Here is a 22151-nt window from a genome sequence, read left to right as displayed (position 1 = left end):
GGATAATCAATAATATTAAATAATGAATTAATATTATTAATTTTATTTAATGGAAAAATTGAATTTATTATTTATATTTTTAATTATTTGTTGTATAATCGAATTAACTAAAAGAAAGGAATTTCATTATGGCTTATAAAGTAATCACAAATTGTCCTGTCTGCAGTAAAACATTGAAAATTACAAAGTTGCAGTGCTCTCATTGTCACACTACGATTGAAAATGAGTTTGAATTATCTAAGCTGGCATCCTTATCAAAGGATCAGCTTCATTTTGTGGAAGTATTTTTAACATGCAGAGGGAATATCAAAGAAGTTGAAAAGGAACTGGGGATTTCGTATCCAACGGTTCGAGGCAAGCTAACAGACATCATTTCATCCCTTGGATATGTGCAGAAGAAGAAAAATGAAGTAGACGAGAAAAAGGTTGTTACCATGTTGGAAAATGGCGAAATCACACCTGAAGAAGCCATTAAGCTCTTAAAAGAAGAATAAGGAGGAATTTATCATGAAAGAGGAAATTACAAGAGTGTTAACAATGGTTCAAGAAGGAAAGATCGATGCAGATAAGGGATCAGAACTGATTCAAGTATTAAAAGAGAAAGAAGAAACGGATAATAAGCTTTATGAAAAACCGACTAAATATTTAGATAAAACATTAAAAATTCGTGTTGTATCAGCCGAAAATGATAACGTCACGGTCAATTTGCCTATAAAACTTGTCAAGGTAGTATTAACGGCTGGACACAGCATCGCAGCGAGTATCCCTCAATCAGAAAATTACGTGAAAGATATAGACATAAACCTTATTATTGAAGCAATCGAAAACGAATTAGATGGCCCAATTGTTGATATTAAATCGGCAAACGGGGATACCGTTTCGATCATCATTGAATAGTGATTTGCTTATGATGCATGTAAAAGTGAAAGCAAAAGACGTTCGTTTTACCATCCCAATCCCATATGCTATTTTAAACATTGTTATTTCAATTTTGTCTTCGAAATTTTTTCAGCAAAATGTAAACAAATGGACAAAAGAGCACTTCGAAAGAAAAAAGCAGGACTTTACCTTCCCACTAATAGATAAAAAAACGCTAAAGCCTATCGTCAAGGAACTGAAAAATCATAAGGGAATCGTGCTAGTAGATGTCAAAGCTAAGGACGGTACTGAGGTTAAGATTAGACTATAGTTTTTGAAGGCGTCTTAATGGAATAAAAGGAGAGCATGTATAATATGTGCTTTCCTTTATTTTTAGGGATTTTTATAATTTAGGTCTTGATAATATAATGCTCTTTTTCTTTTTTTTGTAAAAAATTACTGAAAATTATTATTTTCTGGTAAAATAAGTAAAGAACGCTTTTGATATTATTGTATAAAGTCTTTAATAGAAGAATACTGAAGGAGCATACATAATGGAAAGTGAATTACTAAAAATATTTGATGAACATAGAAATCCAGTCGGAGTCGCAACGCGTGAAGAAGTACACAAAATAGGGCATTGGCATGAAACGTTTCATTGCTGGTTTATAAGTAGAGAAAATGGAGTGAATTATATTCATCTTCAAATGCGTAGTCATACAAAAAAGGATTATCCAAATTTGTTAGACATTACAGCGGCGGGACATATATTAGCTCACGAAAGCGTGTATGATGGAATACGCGAAGTGCAAGAAGAAGTGGGGATTAATGTTTCGTTTGATGAACTCATACCACTTGGCATTATTCATTATTGCGTTACAATAGAAGATTTTATTGATAAAGAATTGGCCCACGTCTTTTTATATGAAATGAAAGGCACAATGGACGATTATACACTGCAAGTAGAAGAAGTGTCAGGTATGGTTAAAATTGAGTTTAATCGTTTTGCTGAACTTTGGTTAGGAGAAAGAAATGAAGTTACAGTAGAAGGATTTGAAATGAATGAAGCGGGAGAAAAAGTTTCCATTCATAAAACAGTAGATAAAAGTCATTTTGTACCGCATGAGCTTTCATATTATGAGAGCATTATTACGCTAATTAGGGAGAGTGTAGATTTACACTGAAGAAAAAGCACTCATATCGAGCGCTTTTTCTTTTTTAAACAAGTGCTATTATGTAAAACGGAGGTGTATAATCAGTAGTTAGTTTGAAGAATGACCCGCATAATCACATAAGTGGTACTACATATATCATTATAAAATCTAAAACATCAATCCCATAATAAGCGTACTATAATACTTACCATTTATATACGTATCTTGTTCTAGTAATCCTTCTTCTTTAAAGCCGACCTTTTTATAAAGTTCTATTGCTCTATTATTGTCTTCTCTCGTTACAAGATGTATTTTCTTAGTTGTGCCATTTCCTCTTGCCCATTCAATAAGTTCTTCCATCAATATTTTGCCTAAACCAAATCCGCAGTGTTTTTCTGCAATCACGATTCCGAGCGTTCCTACATGTTTCGTTCGCTCTTTTGGACTGGAGGTAATAGAGGCGATACTGATGATCTCATCATCCAATGTTGCTAAAAATATAATTGAATTATTAGCTGCTTTAGTAGATTCTATAAAGTTTTCATAATCATGTAGAGGTTTACTGAACTCATTTTTTCCGAACGAAAGAAAATCAGTCTCCCCGCCGACTATATTATAAAAATTGATCATAGACTGAGCATCTTCTTGTGTAGCTTCTCTGATTATCACTTCTTTTCCATTTCTCAAACACATTTTTTTCATATGTCTCAACTTCTTTCCATTTTAATTTTCCAGCATACAAGTCACTGCTATACAAAACACAACATGCCGGCAACTTGCTGTCTCCCTTTGTTTTAAACCTCGCATGTGGTAGGAATAGGTCCTGACCGCTACTATGCGCGGCCAGATGCTCTCGCCCTCCTAAAAAGAAAGGGGGTTTTACTTTGTATATATAGTTACGTTCATCATAATATTAACACTTGAATTTTTATAGCTTAATTTTAAATACGATCCCAAATTAACAAAAAAGCGAAGAATCATAATGATTCTTCGCTTTTTTGTTATAGAATACTAGGGTATCTTGCTAAATATGAGGTAAAATTCACTCTCTAATTTATTATAACACTGTAAATTATTTGAAATTTATGCAATTATGCATATCGTAATTATTGAATGTTATGTGTTTGTTATTTACGTTAAGAAACACACATAAAGTTTCTGATTTGTGAATATCGATAGCTTACTTTGCGGCGGCGGCCTGCTTGCCATGTATATCCCACTACTCCGCGTGTTCTTATTTCAGTAGGATAAAACCAAAAATCTCTTCCAAATGGCCCTTGTCCTTTTAAACCGATAAATCCCCATCTGCCTAAACAATGACACATTGCTGATCGTATTTGTCCCATTTGTATAGGAGAAGAAAATGCTGAAGGGGCTGCTGGTTGTTGTGCTGGCGGTGCCGATGTTGGAGCATCTTCAGCATCATCAGGACGATATACGTCATCATCGATTTCTCTTATGTCCTCGAATGATTGATAACCTGGAGTTTGCATAGGGTAATACTGTGGTTGATTATAATTTGCATACGGAAAATACATTGGTTGATTATTCATGAAAACATCACCTCATCTTTTTTTATCCACATTTACAATATTAGTATGTTGTGTGCTCCTTATATGAAGCTTATTCATAGCCTAAAAATCCTTTTATCTTCTTTATATATATTAACTTTTCGGCATGTAGGTCGCTGCTATGTAGAATCCAACATGATCGCTACTTGCTTTCTCCTTTTGCTTTAAACCTCGCATGTGACAGGAAAAGGTCCTGACCGCTCCTATGCACGGCTAGATGCTCTCATCCCCCTAAAAGGAAAGGGACTTTTGTGTCGTTTTATATATAAATAATTCATAAATCGTTTAAAAACTATTAAAAATTAATATGAAATCCTGCATATTTAATTCACTTTATTTAGATAATGTGTTATTTTGTTTCAGTTATATATTGATCTGGAGGAAAATTATGAAAAAGAAAATGAATAAAATTATGCTTGGAGTTAGTACAATGGCATTGTCGTTAGGGGCATTGCAAGTTGAAGTATCAGCGGAAGAAAAAGTACCTTACAATGTACTGCAAATGAAACCAGCAGGGATAGAGACGCCAACAGATGTAATTTCTCATTCCTCAAAAGCTGATGAAACATTATCATATGAAGAACGTTTAAAAGTAGGAGATTTTTCACAGAAGCCAGCCCCCGCTAAGGAAAGTGTGAAAGCGAAGCAGTCGCAGGAAAGCTATACTTTGGATGAGCTGAATAAAATGAGTGATGAGGAGTTAATTGATACACTAACGAATATTCGCAGCGGACAAATTAAAGGTTTATTTCAGTTTAACGAAGAAACAAAAGCTTTCTATAAAAATAAAGAGCGTATGCAAGTAATTATGAACGGATTAGAGAGACGAGGAAGTACGTTTACAAAAAATGATACAAAAGGAATTGATACATTTACTGAAGTGCTCCGTTCCGCTTTTTATGTCGGAGCTTATAATGAGGAATTAAGTTATTTAAAAGAGAGAAGCTTCAAGGATAAGTGTTTACCTGCACTGAAAGCAATTGCAAAGAATCCAAACTTTAAACTTGGTACAGCTGAGCAAGATTTAGTTGTAAATGCATACGGGGATTTAATGAGGAATGCTTCTAGTGACGTTGAAACGGTGCAATATGCAGCAAAAATTTTAAAACAGTATAATAATAACCTTTCTACATATGAAAATGACCGTAAGAAAGGAGAGGCTGTATACGCTTTGATGGGAGCTGTTGATGCCGGTATAGATACTGATTGGCGCCTTTCGGGTAAAGAGCCAAATGAGACAATGTGGTATGGAAAGATTGATAGTTTTATAAATGAAGTCAATAAAATGGCGCTTATACGCAATGTAACGGATAAAAATGGTTGGCTCATTAATAACGGTATTTACTATGCAGGACGTTTAGGGAAATTTCATAGTAATCCGAAGAAAGGGTTAGACGTTGTTACGCAAGCAATGGGGATGTATCCATATTTAGGAGAGCAATATTTTGGTGCAGCACAGCAGATTGCTACAAATTACGGCGGAGTAGATGCGAACGGAAAAACAGTAAATTTAGATCAAATTAAAGAAGAGGGAAAGAAGAAATTTTTACCTAACACGTATACATTTGATGACGGAGCAATTGTCTTTAAAACGGGAGATAAAGTGACAGAGGAAAAAATCCAAAGATTGTACTGGGCTGCGAAAGAAGTAAAGGCACAATATCACCGTGTAATTGGAAATGATAAAGCATTAGAACAAGGGAATGCGGATGATGTATTAACAATCGTGATTTATAATACGCCAGATGAATATAAATTTAACCAGCAATTGTACGGATATGAAACGAGTAATGGTGGTATTTATATCGAAAACGTAGGAACGTTCTTTACATATGAACGTACGCCGCAGCAAAGTATTTATAGTTTAGAAGAATTATTCCGTCATGAATTTACACACTATTTGCAAGGAAGATATGAAGTGCCTGGATTATGGGGGCAAGGAGAATTACAGCAAAATGAACGTTTGACATGGTATGAAGAAGGAAATGCGGAATTTTTTGCGGGATCGACGCGTACGAATAATGTTATTCCGCGTAAAAGTGTTATAGGAGGTTTATCAAACGAACCAGCAAAACGCTATACAGCAGAACAAACATTATATGCAAAATACGGAACGTGGGATTTTTATAACTATTCCTTTGCATTGCAGTCTTATATGTATAATCATAAATTTGATACATTCGACAAAATACAAGATTTAATTCGTGCAAATGATGTGCAAGGTTATGATGCATACCGAGAAGAGTTAAGTAAAGATGCACAATTGAATAAAGAATATCAAACATATATGCAGCAATTAACTGATAATCAAGAAAAATTTACTGTACCACAAGTATCGGATGATTATGTAGTAAGTCATGCACAGAAGGCACTAACTGAAGTGCAGCAAGAAATTGTGGATGTTGCGAATGTAAAAGATGCAACGATTACAAAGCACAAGTCTCAATTCTTTAATACGTTTACAGTTGAAGGTACGTATACAGGCAATGTAACGAAAGGTGAATCTGAAGACTGGAAAACGATGAGTAAACAAGTGAACGAAGCATTAGAGAAGCTGTCACAAAAAGAGTGGAGCGGTTATAAAACAGTAACAGCGTACTTTGTAAATTATCGTGTAAATAATGAAAACCAGTTCCAATATGATATTGTTTTCCACGGCATTGCAACAGATGAAGGCGCAAATCAAGGAATGATTGTAAAGAGAGATAAGCCATATTACGGGGAAGCAAATAACGCAATTCAGTTTAAGAGCGATAGTTCAAAAGCTGAAGATCGAAAAATCGTTTCTTACCTTTGGGACTTTGGAGATGGGGAAACAAGCACAGAAGCAAATCCTACTCATGCGTATGAAAAAGAAGGAACGTATACGGCAACCGTAACAATGACAGATGATCAAGGAAAAGAAAGTAAAGAACAAATGACAGTTCATGTAGAGCGAACAAGAGAAACATATTACGGGGAAGAAAATAGCGCAATTCAGTTTAAGAGCGATAGTTCAAAAGCTGAAGATCGAAAAATCGTTTCTTACCTTTGGGACTTTGGAGATGGGAAAACAAGCACAGAAGCAAGTCCTACTCATGCATATGAAAAAGAAGGAACGTATACAGCAACCGTAACAATGACAGATGATCAAGGAAAAGAAAGTAAAGAACAAATGACAGTTAATGTAGATCGAATAGGAGAAACTGAAAAAGAACCAAATGATCGTCCTGAACAAGCGAATGTAATTCCATTTAATACGCTTCTCAAAGGTTCACTTGAGTCTGAAGATTCTAAGGATATTTATACATTTAACGTGTCATCACCAAAAGAAATGGATATTTTGGTCAAAAACAAAGATAACATCAACATGATGTGGGTACTTTTTCATGAATCAGATATGAAAAATTACGTTGCAGCCGAAAGACCTGATGGAAGCTCTGATGGAACTATACTTAAAGGAAAGTTTACTGCAAAACCAGGGAAGTATTATTTATATGTGTATGCCCCTGGTTTTGGAACTGGGACATATTCTGTTAAAGTAAAATAAAGATAGAAATAGAGATATTTCTTTATAGAAAGAAGTGAGAAGAAAGCAGATTATATTTGCTTTCTTCTTTTTTGCTATTTGTATACGTTAAAATTTAGAATAAACAAAAAGGATAGCTAGAGAAATAGTTTGTAGGAGACTCAGCAGTGAGAGTCTTCATTCACTGATTCAAAAATTGTTTCTTCCGAATAGTCGTTTCTGGTAAGGAATGCCCGCTTTTCATGATATTGAGATAGTTGTTTTTCTGTATTCATATGTATATTCCTCTTTTATGCATACGTAAAAAAACTAAAATTCAATGAGAAAAGTAGGAATTTCGCAAGTAAGAAGGAGTTACAGCATATGCCTCGAAACTTAATGAAGTAAAGTATCGGATATAGCGAGGGAAATATATGAAAAGATGGGGAATTGAATTACTACTGTTATGTGTCGTTATTATATGGGGCGTCAATTATACAATCGGAAAATACGGCCTTGTAGAATTAACCGCAATCCAATTTACAGCGATTCGCATGGTTACTGCGGCGCCGCTTGTATTATTGAGCGGTTGGCAAATTGTTCAGTTACCTTTTGCAATCGAGCACAGCAGTACATGGTTTTCGTTACTCTATTCCATTTTTCTTGTTACTGTATTTGGGCTTGTAATGTGGTACGTTGGGATTCAAAAAATTGGTGCATCTCATACGATGGTGTATATGTACATTACACCGTTTGTAGCAGTTTTATTTGCAGCAATATGGGCAAGAGAGCAATTATCTTTACAACAATTGATTGGCGGATTCGTTATTTTCATTGGTTTATGGTTTGTAAAGTCAGAGAAACAGTTACTTGTAAAAGAAAATATATCAAAATAAGAAAGCAGAGTAGATCTGCTTTTTTATTTTGATGCTGTTGAAAAACAAACCCGTCCAGTGAAATTGCTAGTAGATTTTCACAGCTACCTTTTGCCTCTAAGATTGTATATAAATCCATTTTAATTTTTTAGCTGTTATGAAGAACAAAACATGACCGCTTCTATGCATGGCCAGATGCTCTCGTCCGCCTAAAAGAAAAGGGGTTTATGTCAGGTTTTTAATTTGGATTTATATATAAACAAATAGAAAATTGATTATGCTTAACAAAATCATACAACTTAAGTAAATATTATTTGTTTCTTGAATGGTCTTGGATTTGATATTTCAAAGAAAGAATCTGCAAATTTTAAGTCTTCTCTACCAAACTCCATGTCTTCACCAATAATAAATGTTAAAGGCAACATGTTATCCACTAAAGTACGACCATAGTTTTGTCATGTTTCTCTTAACGTTTGCTTGTTCGTTGTAGTCTCCCTTTCACTTATTTACTCTTACTGTTTCTAGTATCGTATATAGACTTACATACGAATACTAGAAACATACTTATAATACTTAGTAATGGTCTATCTACAATAAAGAAGAACGCCCCTACTGTTAACATAATTATTAATTGTAACATCGTCTTACTGCATGTCATTGATTGCAATGAATCCGAAATAGAAAAATCCGAAGATTAATACCCCTAGCCCCATTTGAAGGATAATCGGTTTCCAACTGAAATCGTCTCCCTTTTCTGCTTTCTGTCTCTTAATATAAAATACGAATATAATAGCTGAAATGATAATTAATAACATTTTTCCTGTCTCCTTTTATATTTTATTTGTTGCTCCAAGGTAAGCTAAACATATCGCCATTCATATACAACCAATACATACGTATAAAAGACTTTTTAAGTCTGCGGGTTTACGGTATCTAAATATAGCTATAATAATCGAACCTAGTAAACCTAAACACATCATAAATATGTACATATGTTTATAACCTTTCTTTTAGTTTTAATATTGGCTTACTTTGTAAAATGCTAACACTATTAGAGCAAGTCCGACAACCAGCATTACCCTTGCTATTGCTTTTATTGAGTTGTTTGACTTCCCTTGCTCATCGTTTTGTGCTTTCTTCTTTTGTAACACTATTGCTAAAATAACGATTATTGGAACTAATATTTTTATCATGCTTGTTGTCTCCCTATACTAACTTTAGGTATTTGTCTATAACTCTAAAGCATAGAGCAAATACCCCTTTGCATCTTATTAAATACACGGACTGTTTGGGTTACTTTGTTTTATAAGTTTCAACTAACCATTTTGGTGCTTGAAATACGACTTGAGTTTTACGACCTGCGTAAGCATCATTTACCTGTACAATTAGCTTGTCCTTCTGTAACCTAATACCTGTAATTAAGTCTTTTACTGTATTTACTCCGATAAAATCGAAATTGCATCTTTCGAATGTTTCTAAGTTTAACAAGATTAATCTACCGGAACCGAAGTTTGAAGGTTTCATGTGGTAGGGCGTAGCTAGGAATTTTAAGACGCCTACTATAAAAAATAGTGCAATAAGAATGAAAATGGTTACTAAAAGTATAAGCATATGAAAAGGATTTTGCTTGACTTTGAATTTCATGTATATCCACCTCGGTATCTTCGGTACATAAAATAATTATAATACAATAATTACCAGATAAAATATGCATAATTGCATATTTTATCTTTTTGTTAATAATGTAAAATTTTTAATGTATTCTCATTTTTTTCTATAAAATAAATGGAAAGAAAGGTCTTGATCACATGTTAGGAATCAAAGTTACAAAAACAGACGAAGAATTAATGATTGAATGGCAACTAGCAAAAATTTCTATTCCGCTAAAGGAAATTATTGAGGTCACTGAAGATGACACTTATGGTGGAGAAGAAGCGAGTGCGATTCGAATCGGAACGCCATATGGGACAACAGATCGAATTTTAATTCGGACTACAAAACAGAAATATTTGTTGTTTACTACAAATAAAACTTCAATTTTGAATGCGATACATTCAGCTTAAGATATCCGCCGAAATTCGAAATCGAACAATATCAAAAATAGTTTATTTTAAAAGCCCTTGGAAAGCGTCCCAAGGGCTATAGTTTATTTTATATAAAAAGTGGAACGAATTGATAATAAGAAACAATGCCGACTATTGACCCAAGGCACATGCCAACGAGTACATCAGATGGATAATGCAGGCCGAGATAAATACGTGAAATACCTACACTAATTGCAATAGGAAGTAGCAAGAATGTCATGTACGGTTCATATAATAAAAAAGGGATGATAACAGAAAAGATAGCAGTTGTGTGCCCAGATGGAAAAGAATGATCCACTAATGGATTCGTTGGATATTTTGCGTTATGAATGGTTAAATAAGGACGTTTTCGCGGATAAAACTTTTTTAAAACTTGTACAGGAATATGACTAATCGCAAGGGAAATGGCGCTTGCAATTGCTATGCCGCGTAAAGATCCGTTTGTAATAATAAGTAAGAATGCGATGAGGGAGATTGTAAAAGTTGCACCGCCCATGTGAGTAATGGTGCGAAAAAAGATATTTAATGTTTTACGTTCAAAATAGCGATTAATTCCTTTGAAGATGTAGCACTCTATCTTATATAAGGAGCTGATGGTTTTCATCAAACTTCTCCTCCTCATTACATATATTTGAAGTATCATTGTTATTTTAATGAAATTTTATTGAGGGAATACTAAGATTTTGTAAAAAAAATGTAGAGTTTTACGAAAAAAAGGCTGCCATGTAAGGTGGCAGCTAAAAAAAATTATTTTATTTGCAAACTTTTATAATATTGTCCTTTTTCGACGTATTGACCGCGAATGCGAGCCATATCTTCCCGGTCTTCTTCTGTTAGTTCACGAATTACTTTGGCTGGGCGACCGAATGCAAGTGTATTTGGCGGGATTTTCTTTCCTTGCGGTACTAAACTGCCAGCGCCAATAAATGCACCTTCACCAATTTCAGCTCCGTCTAAAATAATAGAACCCATACCGATTAAAGCATCTTTTTTCACTGTACAACTATGTAAAATGACTTGATGTCCAATTGTGACATCATCTTCTAAAATAAGCGGATACTTTGGACTTTGATGAAGCGTACATTGATCTTGTATATTAGTCCGGTCTCCGATAATCGTTGGGGAAACATCCCCGCGGATGACAGTATTAAACCAGATGCTTGATTCTTCACCAATTGTAACATCACCTGTAATTGTGACATAGTCAGCGATGAATGCGCTATCAGCAATTTTCGGATTTTTGTCTTTGTAAGGATAAATCATATGAGTAACCTTCCTCTCCTAGAAACTAATATTAGTGTAGCAAATTATGAAATAGAGTGAAATGGAGGAATTTTATGTGGAATTATGAAGCAGAAGAGGCGAAAGGTGTTATAGTTATAGTACATGGTGCAATGGAGCATCATGGCCGATACGAAGCACTTGCAGACATGTGGCGCTATCTTGGCTTTCATGTTGTGATGGGAGATTTACCAGCACACGGAACAACTTCAAGAAATAGAGGACATATTACGTCATTTGATGAATACATAGAAGAAGTAAAGACATGGATTAAAGAAGCGAAAAAATATTACTTACCCCTTTTTCTATATGGACATAGTATGGGGGGATTAATCGTCATTCGCGTACTGCAAGAAACGAAAATGGATGTGCAAGGCGTAATCTTGACTTCGCCATGTTTAGGAGTGTTATCATCGCCGAGACTTCCGCTTCGTACGATTGCAAAAGTGCTAAATGTTGTGGCGCCGAAAATGCAATTTCATTCCAATATTACAGTGGAAATGGCGACGCGCAACCATGAAATTCGCGATGCGATGGAAAATGATTCATTGTTCTTGCGCAAAGTATCGGTTCGTTGGTATAGTGAGTTAATTAAAGCGATAGAAGTTGCACATGAAAAACGACATGAATTTCCGGACGTACCACTCTTGCTAATGCAGGCATGTGAGGATAAACTTGTAGATAAAACACGTGTATGCAACTGGTTTGATAACCTGAAAATTAGTGACAAATCATATAAGGAATGGCCGGATTGTTATCATGAGCTGTTTAATGAGTATGAAAAAGATGAAGTTTTTGCATATGCCAAATCATTTGTAGAAACACATGTAATGAAGAAAACAGAAATAAATAATTGAACAGTATACAGAACGTATTAGACCATATTCATTTAGAGGAGATGAAGAAAGAAGTGAAAGTACCGAGTAACCCCATAACGCTCATGGCGAAAGTATACCGAGATGTGTTTCCGGTCGTACACCATGAGCTCGCAATGTGGAAAGAACGCGCCTACCATATTCCGAATGATGAGCTCCATAATCAAGCGTTAGCAAGTATTGAGCATAAAACATTTCACTGTGAAGGCGGCGGCATTTTAGCGCTGCTTGCCGATGAACACCGTGAGGAATGCATTCGCTTCATTGTAGCATATCAAACAATTAGTGATTATTTGGATAATTTATGCGACCGTAGCACATCACTTGATCCGAATGATTTTGCAGCGCTTCATGAGTCAATGCTTGCGGCACTAACACCAGGGAGTGAAGGAAGCAACTATTATCGTTACCGTGATGATCAAGATGATGGTGGTTATTTAGATGAACTTGTAACAACTTGTCAAGAAGTGCTTGAAAAGACGAAGCACTATAACAAGATTGCACCAATTCTTCATGAACTTGCTTGTTATTACTGTGATTTGCAAATTCATAAACATGTCAAGCTAGAAGAAAGAGAAGAACGCTTAAAAACTTGGTTTGCAGCACATCGTGAGAAAGTCCCGCCAATGAGCTGGTTTGAATTTTCTGCCTGTGCAGGTTCAACGCTCGGTATTTTCTGTCTTGTAGCGTATGCATTCCATGATGAATTAACAGACGATGATATTATGAAAATTAGACAAGGTTATTTTCCTTATGTACAAGGATTACATATTTTACTTGATTACTTTATTGACCAAGAAGAAGACCGTATTGGCGGAGATTTAAATTTTTGTAGTTATTATGAAAATAAAGAAGCAACTCTTGAGAGATTGCAACATTTTGTAATAGAAGCAGAAAAAAGTTTAGAACAATTGCCGCATATGAAATTCCATCGCCTCATAAGCCGCGGACTGCTCGGGATTTATCTATCAGACGAGAAAGTATCGCAGCAAAAAGAAATGCAGTACATGGCACGGCGCATTGTGAAATATGGAGGCTTTACTTCACGCTTTTTCTATTGGAATGGAAAGATGTATCGAAAGAAGATGGCGCAGTGATAAAAACGAGCTGTATCCTACAGAAGGTAGGATGCAGCTCGTTTTTTTATGTTCATACATAAAAGGATCATTCCGATGCTGATCATCTCTTCCTAGTTCCTCATGAATGGTTTGGTTATCTGATTTATTTGGGGCTTCGGATTTATATTTTCGCTGTAAGAAAAAACCTACACTAATAAGCAAAATGCAAATAGACCAAAATATGATACCGAAGATTGTCATGTATTCACCTCCTTTTTCTATTATATGGTAAAATATAAATACGGAGGTGCTCAGATGAAAAAAATTTTAAAAAGGTTATATGATAATATCGAAGTTTCGTTATTAGTATGCCTTTCTATTTCATTTGTACTTGGCATCTATAATATGCTGATAAAAGCAGGTGGCCCAACAACTGTAGACTACATCGTGCAGGCGGTATTAGCGGTCGTTATTATTGTGGATATTTGGTTCTTAAAACATCAGGAAGAAATGAATTAAGGAGCGCTCATACTTTTTGTATGGAGGCTCCTTTTTGGTTGTATTCATGTTGAGTTTTGTCGGAGAATCTTTATATTGTGTCGAATCGCCGATATATTTCAAAAATCGCCGATATATGATGAGAAACGGTCGATATATTGGAAAAATCGCCGATATATCGATGAGACATTAATCTATCAAAACAGAACGGCAATATTGAATACACTGTTCTGTGGAGCGAATTAGTTCTTGATCTCCCTTTTTTACTCGAATTTGTAACGCTTTTTGAAAATAAGTTAAAGCTGTAGAAATATTTCCTTCATCGATTTTGCATTTTCCGTAATGCTGATAGAAAAAGTCCTCATACGTAGTTAACTCATTTTGCTGTAATAGGTGTAAAAGTTCATTGAAAATTTTATGTGCTTCTTCAAAGTTTCTTTCCCAGTGATAAACGTGGGCAAGGCGGAGCTTATTAATAAAAAGTCCTCGTATATGCTGGGAAGTTTCATATTGTTCGATAGCTTGCCGTAAATAGAATTTACTTTCAGATAGATTTCCTGCGATACGTTCATAGGTCCCGATTAGACCGCATTGTTTTGCATAGGATATACCTGAAGTAGTTAAATTTGTTTTCAAAAATGCAATACCTTGTTTCATCTGTTCAAGAGATATAGGCTGTTCACGGAGGTTTTCATCAAATGTATAGCCCATTTCGAATGGGATATGTTTCATTTTGTGCATGTCTCCTTTTGAAGAGATAAATATTTGCTTACAACTGCTTTGGCAAGACATGTAGAGGAATCTACAATGTGAAAATGATTTTGCGATGTCTCTATTACGACATTCAAATCTGTACACGCGATGACAACAGCATCGACAGTTTCAGCTAATTCTAAGCATAGTGTATTCCACAAGTTACTTGCTTCGGTTGTTTGTCCGATTTTTATTTTATGAATCATTTGATTTATAGCAGTTTGCCAGCTATCTTTTTGGATATAATCGATACCACGTTTTACAAATCCTTCTTGGTATATACCGGATTGAACGGTTGAATCAGTTGCTAAAAGAGATACTTTTTTAATGTGAGGAGGAATTTCCTTTAGCGTTTCATCCACCATATTTAATACTGGAATTGAGAGGGATGCCTGCAGTTGAGCAAAATAAAGATGTGCCGTATTACATGGCATAGCAATAAACTCGACACCCGTACTTTCTAGTTTTTGTGCCCCGTTTATAATTGCTTTTTCCATCTCTTCATGATTAATGGCTTTATCGATATAAAACGGTGTTGGACATGAGTAAATCATCATATGAGGAAAGTCCATGTCATCTTTCGCTCCGTAAATTTCTTGGCATTGTTTTACTACGTTATCAACGAATGGCCCGGTAGATTTTGGTCCCATTCCTGCTAGTATTCCAATCATTGTTGTTCATCCCCTTTATTTTAATTCGGATATAGAAATTCTTGTTTCGAGTTAGAGAATCCTTCTTAGACAAAAAAATACGTGCAGTATGCACGTATTTTTGTAGGTGTATTTATGTTGTAATTTGTCGAAGGATCTTTATCTGGTGTCGAATCGCCGATATATGATGAAAATCGGTCGATATATCGAGAAAACCGCCGATATATTGGCCTGGCACCTTATCTTTTCTCAATCGCCACAATAAATGGCGGGTTATTTTGCTGGTTCATGAATCCGTATCGCAGTACGTGAGCTTGTTTTTGATCAAGCTCTGCGGCGAATTGTAAGACGGCATCGCGTTCTATTTGTCCTTCAGGATGTCCGTGATAAATGACAAGGACGATGATTCCTTCTGGGGCCATAACTTCTAGTAACTGCTCTATGGCAGAAAGAGTCGAATTTGGCTTTGTGACGATACTTTTATCACCGCCGGGAAGGTAGCCTAAGTTAAAGATCGCTCCGGTTACTTTTCCTTTAGCTTCTTCTGGTAATACCGCTGTTAATGTATCGTGGCTATTGTGAATAAGAACAGCGCGCTCGTTTAAGCCTTTTTCTTGTAGTAGTGCGCTTGAATTGGTAATGGCTTCTTCTTGAATATCGAAGCCAAATACTTTTCCGTTTTCGCCGACAAGCTCTGCTAAAAAGCACGTATCATGACCATTTCCGAGTGTTGCATCAACGGCGTAATCTCCTTCTTTCACCGCTCGTTCTAGCAGCGTGCGGGCAAAAGGTAATATGCGTTCTAATTTCATGTAGGCTTCACCTCATTTGCATATTTACCTTGCCAACTGCCGCGGCGTACAAATTCAGCATCGATTGCATTTAATACTTCCCACTTGTTCAAGCTCCACATCGGACCGATCATTAAGTCGGGCGGACCGTCACCTGTGATGCGGTGTACGATGACATCTGATGGAATGATTTCAAGCTGATCAACAACGAGATTTACGTAATCTTCAAGAGACATAAATTGTAGTTGTCCTTTTTCATATTGCTTTACCATAGGTGTTCCTTTTAATAAGTGGAGCAAATGAATTTTGATTCCTTGAATATCAAGTTTTGCGACTTCGCGCGCTGTTTCCATCATCATGTCATAGTCTTCAAGCGGGAGACCGTTAATGATATGTGAGCACACGTTAATGTTATGCTTACGAAGTTTATTTATCCCTTCTACATAGGAAGGATAATCGTGAGCACGGTTAATGAGAAGTGCGGTACGTTCATGTACAGTTTGTAAGCCAAGCTCGACCCAAAGGTACGTCCGTTTATTTAAATCAGCTAAATATTCGACAACATCATCAGGTAAGCAGTCTGGCCTTGTAGCGATTGAAAGACCGACAACGCCTTCTTCCTGTAAAAGCGGTTCGAATTTTTCTTTTAACACTTCAACTGGAGCGTGTGTATTCGTATAAGCTTGGAAATAGGCAATACACTTACCATCTTTCCATTTCGTATGCATCTTTTCTTTCATTTCATGATATTGCGTAACAACATCATCACGGCGGTCACCAGCAAAGTCTCCAGAACCAGCTGCGCTGCAAAATGTACAGCCACCGTACGCAACTGTGCCATCACGGTTTGGGCAGTCAAATCCAGCATCTAAGGAAACCTTAAAGATTTTCTCACCGAAATGCCCACGCAGATGGTAGTTCCACGTATGGTAACGTTTATTGTCATTTGAATATGGGAAAGGATTTTGAACTTTCATGTTATTCCTCCTCAATGATATGAGCAAAAATCATTATAACATACTCATAAGGTTCATATAGAACGGACAAGCTAAAGGAGAAATATAGGCAAGGAGGAACAATCATGGCAGAGCGTGAATCACTAGAAGTATGTATTCAAAATGCACAAAAAGCAATGGAATATGCAAAAGAACAATTAGAAATTGGTATGAGACAAGAACATTACAATACGATGGAATATTCTGATGCACAGCTTCAATTAGAACAATCTTACAATGAGATGCAAACGATGCAGCACTACGCAAATGATGAACAACGTGAACAGCTGAACCGTGCACGTATGGCAATACGACAATTACAACACCAAATGATTATTACACCGCATTAATAAGGAGCGATAAAAATGGCAACGCGTTCAGATCAAAATAACCCAGAGCAAAAAACACAAAATGGACATAACGCTGAGTTTTCTAACGAATTAGACCCAGTCGTACAAGCAAAGCAAAACAATCGTAAAAAAGGACAACCGCAAAAATCAAAGCAGTCTGAGTAAGCCAGGTCGAAATATGACCTGGTTTTATTTCTTATGGTAATACGTGGTATGTTTTATATAGAGAGAAATATTAACATGCTTGAGGTTTTCTAAAACACGATAGGGAAAAATAAGGGGGAGGAATTAGAGATGAGAAATACTATGGAGACAAGAGCTAATAATGTACAGGAGAAACTCAATGTATTTGGAAGTAAATCTTTTTCACAACCAGTTATTGTTGAAAGTGTTAGTGTGAAAGGTGTTGCATCTTTTAAAAAGGATGTACAGGCTAATGAATTTAGTATAATCGGGGACTGTACAATTCGGGGAAGTTTAATTGCTAAAAGTTTTAGTAATTCTGGTGCATGCAAGATTGAAGGATTATCTCAAATTAACGAAATAAAAAACACTGGTAGTTGTAAATTAGGAAAAATACAGGCAAGTCATATACACTCATCGGGTACTTTATCGATAAAGGAAGATGTGTGTGCCGAAACATTTACAGTGCAAGGGGCTGTTCGAGTAAATGGAAATTTACAAGCAAAAAAGATTGAAATAGGATTTATAGCACCTAGTGAATTGCAAAATGTTGAAGGGGATATAATCAAGTTAGCACCATCTCGTAAATTTATATCTCTTACAAGTTTCATCCCGGGTATAAAGAAAAGAATGGCTTGTAAAACGATAAAAGGAAACGACATCACTTTAAGTAAAACAGATGCATCAATTGTGTCGGGTCGTCATATAAAGATCGGTCCAGATTGTAAAGTGGATGAAGTTGAATATAGCGATACATTAAATGTAGATCCAAGTGCGAGCGTTGGAAAAATCACACGGTTGTCATGCAACTTGATTACATGACATGAAAATAGATAAATTCAAATTAAAAAATTGACATAAAAGCATTCTTTTTAGGCGGTCAAGAGCATCTGGCCGTGCATAAAGCGGTCAGGGCCTTTTCCTGCCACATGCAAGGTTTAAAACAAAGGGAGAAAGCAAGTAGCGGCCATGTTGTGTTCTGCATAGCAGTGACTTATATGTCGGAAAAATAAAGTGTGTTTATATACATATATTAAATTAATAAATGGCTCCATATGTTACGTGTAAACGTGTAACATATGGAGCCATTTTCTTATATGACAAAAATGTAAGACAAATGTAAGTTTAATCTATGGTAGGTAATGCTTGAAAGGAGCAAAATAGAAACAGGAAAACAAAGTACAGGAGGATTTATATGAAAACACCAGTTGTAGACGTGAAAAATGTTCAAAAAGTATACGGTAAAAAAGGTGAGAGCCAATCACATGCATTAAAAGGCGTATCATTCTCCATTCAAGAAGGTGAATTTGTTGGGATTATGGGACCATCGGGTTCTGGGAAAACAACATTATTAAATGTTATTTCAACATTAGATAAGGCGACGGACGGCATTGTTGAAATTGCAGGTATAGATATTACAAAAATGAAGCAAGGGGAATTATCTGATTTCCGTTCACAAAAACTAGGCTTCATTTTCCAAGACTTTAATTTACTAGAGAACTTATCAATTTATGAAAATATTGCATTGCCTCTTTCACTGCAAGGCGTTCCTTCAAGAAAAATTGGACCGAAAGTAGAGAAGGTAGCGGAAATGCTAGGAATTTCAGAGATACTTCAAAAATATCCATCTGAAGTATCTGGGGGACAAAAGCAACGTTCAGCAGCGGCACGTGCACTTGTACATGAACCAGCCATTATTTTAGGAGACGAGCCAACAGGAGCACTAGATTCTAAAAACGCAACAAGTTTGTTAGATGCGATGACAAGCTTAAATGAAGAACAAGGTGTTTCTATTATGATGGTTACACATGATCCGTATAGTGCAAGTTATTGCCGACGTATTTTATTTATCCAAGATGGTGAGTTATATAAAGAAATTCATCGTAATGGTACACGTGAAGAATTTTATAAAGAAATTTTAGATGTGCTGGCAGATTTAGGCACACAAAAAGCGTAAGGAAGGAGAGGTAGGCATGTTATTTAAGCTTTCCATGTCAGGACTGAAAAGTAAGCTGAAAGACTATATCGTCTTACTAACCGGTCTTGTAATGTCAATTTCTATTTTTTATATGTTCCAAACGCTTGCACTGAATAAAGCGTTTCTTGAATCTAATTCCGTTATTGCAGCAATCGGATTTGTCTTTCAAGCTGGTTCATTCTTATTAGCCATTATAACGTTCTTCTATATTTTATATGCGAACTCGTTTTTATTATCTCTTCGTCAAAAAGAGTTTGGTATGTATATGATGTTAGGAGCAAAAAAGCATAAGATTACATTGCTTATGTTTATAGAAACAATCGTAATTGGGCTCGCGTCTCTTGTAATCGGGATTGCAGTTGGTGTAGGGCTTGCACAAGGTATCGGTCAGTTACTTATGAAGCAGCTGGAGTTTCCTGCAGGTGGTTATCAAGCATTTTATGTTTCGTCAATGACTGTTACTTGTATTTTCTTCTTTACACTATTTGTGTTATCTGCAATTTTGAATAGTATTAAATTATCACGTATTTCCGTATTGCAGCTTGTGCATGCAGAAGCGCAAGCTGAGCGCGTTACTGTAAAAGGAAAAATGACTGTTGTTGTTGCATTTCTTGCACTAATCTTATTAGCAATTGGTTATGCTTCTATGATTTATATGGAAAAATTACAACAAGTGGGTATCATCATTGCATTGATTACAACAACAGCTGGAACGTATATGTTGTTTGCTTCTGTCCTTCCACTTGTAATCAAAAAGCTGAAAAGTAATAAAAAGCGAAGCGAAAAAGGGCTTAATGCCTTTACATTTGCACAGCTAAACTTTCGTATTAACAGCTTAACGAAAGTACTAGCAACAGTAGCAATGTTAGTAGCACTTGGTGCAGGGGCTATTTCTGGCGGTATGGCTTTTAAAAATAACATCATGATGCAAGTGGATGGTTTTGTAATCTATGATTCGGTCATTCATAACCCAACAGCAGAAGAAAAGAAAATTTTAGATGGTATTACATTCAATGAAAAAAACGAATATCGTTATAAAGTCGATGATAAATTTGTTTATTATTTAAAAGAAGATTTAGAGAAACATCCCCCATTAATACATGATGGTGTAGGAAAAGAGAGCTTTGGTAAATTCAAACGTGCTTCAGGAGATCTTCCTGTAGGTGCTGTTTCAAAAGGTAATCAAGAAAAAGCAGTGGTAATCCCAAAAGAATGGGACGATGCGTTAAGAAGTATTCAGCCATTTCATTTATACCGCAATCAAGCGATTAAAATTGTAGATCAGAAGATGTACAATGAAGTAAAAGGAAATGAGGGCATTGCCTTCATTGGAAAAACGGATGATTTTATTGCACACAAAAATGAGTGGAAAAAACTTGATGAGTTGCAGCTAAAGAAACATAAAGATGTAAAAGCAGATGATTTAGCAACGAAATATGCGATGTATACTGGATTTTACGGTATTGCGAGCGGAACTGTATTTATGGGCTTCTTCCTAGGAATTGCGTTCCTAGCAATGATGGCAAGTTGCTTAATGTTTAAGATTCTTTCTGGAGCTTCAAAAGATATTACACGTTATAACATGCTACGGAAAATTGGTGTACGCCGTGAGTTATTAACGAAGTCGATTTATAAAGAATTGTTCTTAGTATTCTTATTCCCAGCGATTATCGGGATTGTACACGTATTGATTGGAATGAATATTTTCAGCTTCATCTTACTTGATCCGTACTTCCGCATTTGGCTTCCAATTGTCATTTTCGTAGTCATTTATACGATTTATTATCTTATTACAGTTCAATTGTATAAAGGAATTGTTCTTCCGAAAGAGGAATAGGATTTAGGAAATACCGAGCGGTTGGTGCTCGGTATTTTTTTATCCCGCATTAACGGGCAGTAATACTCCCACCTCAAAATTTGGCGAAAGCAAAGAAGTTAGGTAGGAGATAAACTGCCCGTAAAAGCCCGATTGGTTCAACTAATAATCAGTGGGGGATGAAAAAACCCTCACTGATTAAAGTTTCACTTTATATCCATAACTGTTATAAAGGCTTGTTGTGTTACGATTACACAAGGGGGTATAGAAAATGAATAAGAAAAAAATAGGCATATTTATTTTAGGATTATTATTTATATTCGTTCCTTTATTTATATATATCTTTTTAATAGATCATGAAGATAAAGTAGCGCTAACACCTGATATGATATTGGGGGGATGATTACAGATAGTGGGAAAGATGCGAGAGATGTATTTCAAAAGTTAACGAGTTCAAAAAAAGTGGTGACACAAAAAGAATTTTTTATGAAGAGATTTTTTGAACAATCTTCGCACCGTAAAATTGATTTTGTGTTAGATGACGGGAAAAGAATTACATTTAATATAGTATCGTTTAGCGTTGAACCATACTATGCTGAAGCATATGTTCAATGTGTTGGAAACAAAACGATTTATCACTTAAATAAAGAAGATGCAACCGATATAGGAATGCAATTTATGAATTGATAATTTGCTAACTTTAAAAAGCACTTGTGAAATTTTTAAAAGTGCTTTTTTTAATGAACAAGGATTTTATACACAAATCCCCCATATCAAGAAGGGTAGCTTGATATGGGGGACGCTAAAAAGAAAGAGTAGGAGAAACACAAGCATGGAAGTGAACAGTAAAACGGTCAGAAAAACTTAATTTTCGGAAAACTATAAAGCTGAAGG

The 22151-nt window shown here is 35.6% G+C and carries 29 protein-coding genes and 1 pseudogene; 18 read left to right on the top strand and 12 right to left on the bottom strand.

The features are described 5' to 3' along the window. Positions 1-128 precede the first annotated feature (128 nt). From BR72_RS20215 to BR72_RS20200, 4 genes are all read left to right on the top strand, one after another. Entirely contained in the window at positions 129-494 is a 366-nt protein-coding gene (locus BR72_RS20215; protein ID WP_018393054.1) for a DUF2089 domain-containing protein, read from the top strand. A gap of 13 nt (positions 495-507) precedes the next feature. Further along, complete coding sequence (locus BR72_RS20210; protein WP_035436140.1) at positions 508-897, top strand: SHOCT-like domain-containing protein; 390 nt, start codon at positions 508-510, stop codon at positions 895-897. A gap of 10 nt (positions 898-907) precedes the next feature. After that, on the top strand, positions 908-1189 hold the full coding sequence (locus BR72_RS20205; protein WP_035436137.1) for a hypothetical protein: 282 nt from the start codon (positions 908-910) through the stop codon (positions 1187-1189). A gap of 223 nt (positions 1190-1412) precedes the next feature. Further along, positions 1413-2042, top strand: coding sequence for an NUDIX hydrolase (locus BR72_RS20200; protein WP_035436135.1), 630 nt, complete (start codon positions 1413-1415; stop codon positions 2040-2042). Between the two features lie 138 nt (positions 2043-2180). On the opposite strand, the gene BR72_RS20195 is transcribed toward BR72_RS20200, so the two are convergent. Next, positions 2181-2714, bottom strand: coding sequence for a GNAT family N-acetyltransferase (locus BR72_RS20195; protein ID WP_035436132.1), 534 nt, complete (start codon positions 2712-2714; stop codon positions 2181-2183). A gap of 434 nt (positions 2715-3148) precedes the next feature. Then, on the bottom strand, positions 3149-3565 hold the full coding sequence (locus tag BR72_RS20190; RefSeq protein WP_035436131.1) for a hypothetical protein: 417 nt from the start codon (positions 3563-3565) through the stop codon (positions 3149-3151). A gap of 406 nt (positions 3566-3971) precedes the next feature. On the opposite strand from BR72_RS20190, the pseudogene BR72_RS20185 reads away from it, so the two are divergent. The 3 genes and pseudogenes from BR72_RS20185 to BR72_RS20180 all read left to right on the top strand — a co-directional run. Beyond that, positions 3972-6518: pseudogene (locus tag BR72_RS20185) on the top strand (collagenase); the annotation flags it as partial. After that, entirely contained in the window at positions 6501-7112 is a 612-nt protein-coding gene (locus BR72_RS27495; protein ID WP_331280403.1) for a PKD domain-containing protein, read from the top strand. The pseudogene BR72_RS20185 and the gene BR72_RS27495, both read left to right, overlap by 18 nt. Positions 7113-7504: 392 nt before the next feature. Continuing rightward, positions 7505-7966, top strand: a complete 462-nt coding sequence (locus tag BR72_RS20180; protein WP_051957366.1) for a DMT family transporter — start codon at positions 7505-7507, stop codon at positions 7964-7966. 623 nt (positions 7967-8589) lie between these two features. Here the strand turns inward: BR72_RS20180 and BR72_RS26510 are convergent. The 3 genes from BR72_RS26510 to BR72_RS20175 all read right to left on the bottom strand — a co-directional run bounded on the left by BR72_RS26510 (position 8590) and on the right by BR72_RS20175 (position 9589). After that, positions 8590-8760, bottom strand: a complete 171-nt coding sequence (locus BR72_RS26510) for a hypothetical protein (RefSeq protein WP_156107963.1) — start codon at positions 8758-8760, stop codon at positions 8590-8592. A gap of 201 nt (positions 8761-8961) precedes the next feature. Beyond that, the gene (locus tag BR72_RS26505) at positions 8962-9138 is read right to left on the bottom strand and encodes a hypothetical protein (RefSeq protein WP_156107962.1); all 177 of its coding nucleotides are present in this window, start codon (positions 9136-9138) and stop codon (positions 8962-8964) included. Positions 9139-9238: 100 nt separating this feature from the next. Continuing rightward, positions 9239-9589 carry a hypothetical protein gene (locus BR72_RS20175; RefSeq protein ID WP_035436126.1) on the bottom strand — a complete coding sequence of 117 codons (351 nt, stop codon included), beginning with the start codon at positions 9587-9589 and terminating at the stop codon, positions 9239-9241. Between the two features lie 164 nt (positions 9590-9753). Between BR72_RS20175 and BR72_RS20170 the strand changes: the two genes are divergently transcribed. Then, positions 9754-10008 carry a SunI/YnzG family protein gene (locus tag BR72_RS20170; RefSeq protein ID WP_035436124.1) on the top strand — a complete coding sequence of 85 codons (255 nt, stop codon included), beginning with the start codon at positions 9754-9756 and terminating at the stop codon, positions 10006-10008. 88 nt (positions 10009-10096) lie between these two features. Here the strand turns inward: BR72_RS20170 and BR72_RS20165 are convergent, their stop codons facing one another. Both BR72_RS20165 and BR72_RS20160 read right to left on the bottom strand, forming a co-directional pair. Next, the gene (locus tag BR72_RS20165) at positions 10097-10633 is read right to left on the bottom strand and encodes a phosphatase PAP2 family protein (RefSeq protein WP_035436121.1); all 537 of its coding nucleotides are present in this window, start codon (positions 10631-10633) and stop codon (positions 10097-10099) included. A gap of 143 nt (positions 10634-10776) precedes the next feature. Further along, positions 10777-11292 carry a gamma carbonic anhydrase gene (locus tag BR72_RS20160; protein WP_035436118.1) on the bottom strand — a complete coding sequence of 172 codons (516 nt, stop codon included), beginning with the start codon at positions 11290-11292 and terminating at the stop codon, positions 10777-10779. Between the two features lie 74 nt (positions 11293-11366). On the opposite strand from BR72_RS20160, the gene BR72_RS20155 reads away from it, so the two are divergent. Further along, complete coding sequence (locus tag BR72_RS20155) at positions 11367-12167, top strand: alpha/beta hydrolase (RefSeq protein ID WP_035436116.1); 801 nt, start codon at positions 11367-11369, stop codon at positions 12165-12167. A 53-nt stretch (positions 12168-12220) separates the two neighbouring features. Beyond that, positions 12221-13282, top strand: a complete 1062-nt coding sequence (locus BR72_RS20150) for a tetraprenyl-beta-curcumene synthase family protein (RefSeq protein ID WP_035436113.1) — start codon at positions 12221-12223, stop codon at positions 13280-13282. Here the strand turns inward: BR72_RS20150 and BR72_RS26500 are convergent. Continuing rightward, positions 13229-13504, bottom strand: coding sequence for a hypothetical protein (locus BR72_RS26500; protein WP_156107961.1), 276 nt, complete (start codon positions 13502-13504; stop codon positions 13229-13231). The genes BR72_RS20150 and BR72_RS26500 overlap by 54 nt on opposite strands. A 54-nt stretch (positions 13505-13558) precedes the next feature. Between BR72_RS26500 and BR72_RS20145 the strand changes: the two genes are divergently transcribed. Further along, positions 13559-13762 carry a hypothetical protein gene (locus tag BR72_RS20145; RefSeq protein ID WP_035436111.1) on the top strand — a complete coding sequence of 68 codons (204 nt, stop codon included), beginning with the start codon at positions 13559-13561 and terminating at the stop codon, positions 13760-13762. A 168-nt stretch (positions 13763-13930) separates the two neighbouring features. Here BR72_RS20145 and BR72_RS20140 read toward each other — a convergent pair whose 3' ends face one another. From BR72_RS20140 to BR72_RS20125, 4 genes are all read right to left on the bottom strand, one after another. Continuing rightward, complete coding sequence (locus BR72_RS20140; protein WP_035436109.1) at positions 13931-14482, bottom strand: tetratricopeptide repeat protein; 552 nt, start codon at positions 14480-14482, stop codon at positions 13931-13933. Next, complete coding sequence (locus BR72_RS20135; protein ID WP_035436106.1) at positions 14470-15165, bottom strand: aspartate/glutamate racemase family protein; 696 nt, start codon at positions 15163-15165, stop codon at positions 14470-14472. Before BR72_RS20135 ends, BR72_RS20140 begins: the two co-directional genes overlap by 13 nt. Before the next feature lie 218 nt (positions 15166-15383). Further along, positions 15384-15956: a tRNA 5-(aminomethyl)-2-thiouridylate-methyltransferase MnmM gene (locus BR72_RS20130; RefSeq protein ID WP_035436103.1), complete on the bottom strand. Its 573-nt coding sequence runs from the start codon at positions 15954-15956 to the stop codon at positions 15384-15386. After that, positions 15953-16912, bottom strand: coding sequence for a tRNA modification radical SAM protein MnmL/YtqA (locus BR72_RS20125; protein WP_035436100.1), 960 nt, complete (start codon positions 16910-16912; stop codon positions 15953-15955). Before BR72_RS20125 ends, BR72_RS20130 begins: the two co-directional genes overlap by 4 nt. A 104-nt stretch (positions 16913-17016) precedes the next feature. Here BR72_RS20125 and BR72_RS20120 point away from each other — a divergent pair, with 104 nt between their 5' ends. The 7 genes from BR72_RS20120 to BR72_RS20095 all read left to right on the top strand — a co-directional run bounded on the left by BR72_RS20120 (position 17017) and on the right by BR72_RS20095 (position 21944). Next, the gene (locus BR72_RS20120; RefSeq protein ID WP_035436098.1) at positions 17017-17280 is read left to right on the top strand and encodes a YtzC family protein; all 264 of its coding nucleotides are present in this window, start codon (positions 17017-17019) and stop codon (positions 17278-17280) included. A 15-nt stretch (positions 17281-17295) separates the two neighbouring features. Then, positions 17296-17445 (top strand): hypothetical protein, encoded by a 150-nt coding sequence (locus BR72_RS20115; RefSeq protein WP_035436096.1) that lies wholly within the window; start codon positions 17296-17298, stop codon positions 17443-17445. A gap of 129 nt (positions 17446-17574) precedes the next feature. Next, a complete protein-coding gene (locus tag BR72_RS20110; protein ID WP_035436093.1) occupies positions 17575-18285 on the top strand; it encodes a hypothetical protein in 711 nt (236 codons plus the stop codon). Between the two features lie 373 nt (positions 18286-18658). Continuing rightward, positions 18659-19420: an ABC transporter ATP-binding protein gene (locus BR72_RS20105; RefSeq protein ID WP_035436092.1), complete on the top strand. Its 762-nt coding sequence runs from the start codon at positions 18659-18661 to the stop codon at positions 19418-19420. A 16-nt stretch (positions 19421-19436) separates the two neighbouring features. Beyond that, complete coding sequence (locus BR72_RS20100; RefSeq protein ID WP_035436090.1) at positions 19437-21278, top strand: FtsX-like permease family protein; 1842 nt, start codon at positions 19437-19439, stop codon at positions 21276-21278. Between the two features lie 250 nt (positions 21279-21528). After that, a complete protein-coding gene (locus tag BR72_RS27370; protein WP_269320431.1) occupies positions 21529-21660 on the top strand; it encodes a hypothetical protein in 132 nt (43 codons plus the stop codon). Continuing rightward, positions 21657-21944: a hypothetical protein gene (locus BR72_RS20095; protein WP_231559736.1), complete on the top strand. Its 288-nt coding sequence runs from the start codon at positions 21657-21659 to the stop codon at positions 21942-21944. Before BR72_RS27370 ends, BR72_RS20095 begins: the two co-directional genes overlap by 4 nt. Positions 21945-22151: the final 207 nt, after the last annotated feature.

Origin of the sequence: Bacillus sp. UNC322MFChir4.1, from assembly GCF_000746135.1 — a bacterium.
Taxonomy (GTDB): Bacteria; Bacillota; Bacilli; order Bacillales; family Bacillaceae_G; genus Bacillus_A.
Note: the sequence above shows the minus strand (reverse complement) of the source record. Positions and strands in the feature narration are given on the sequence as shown.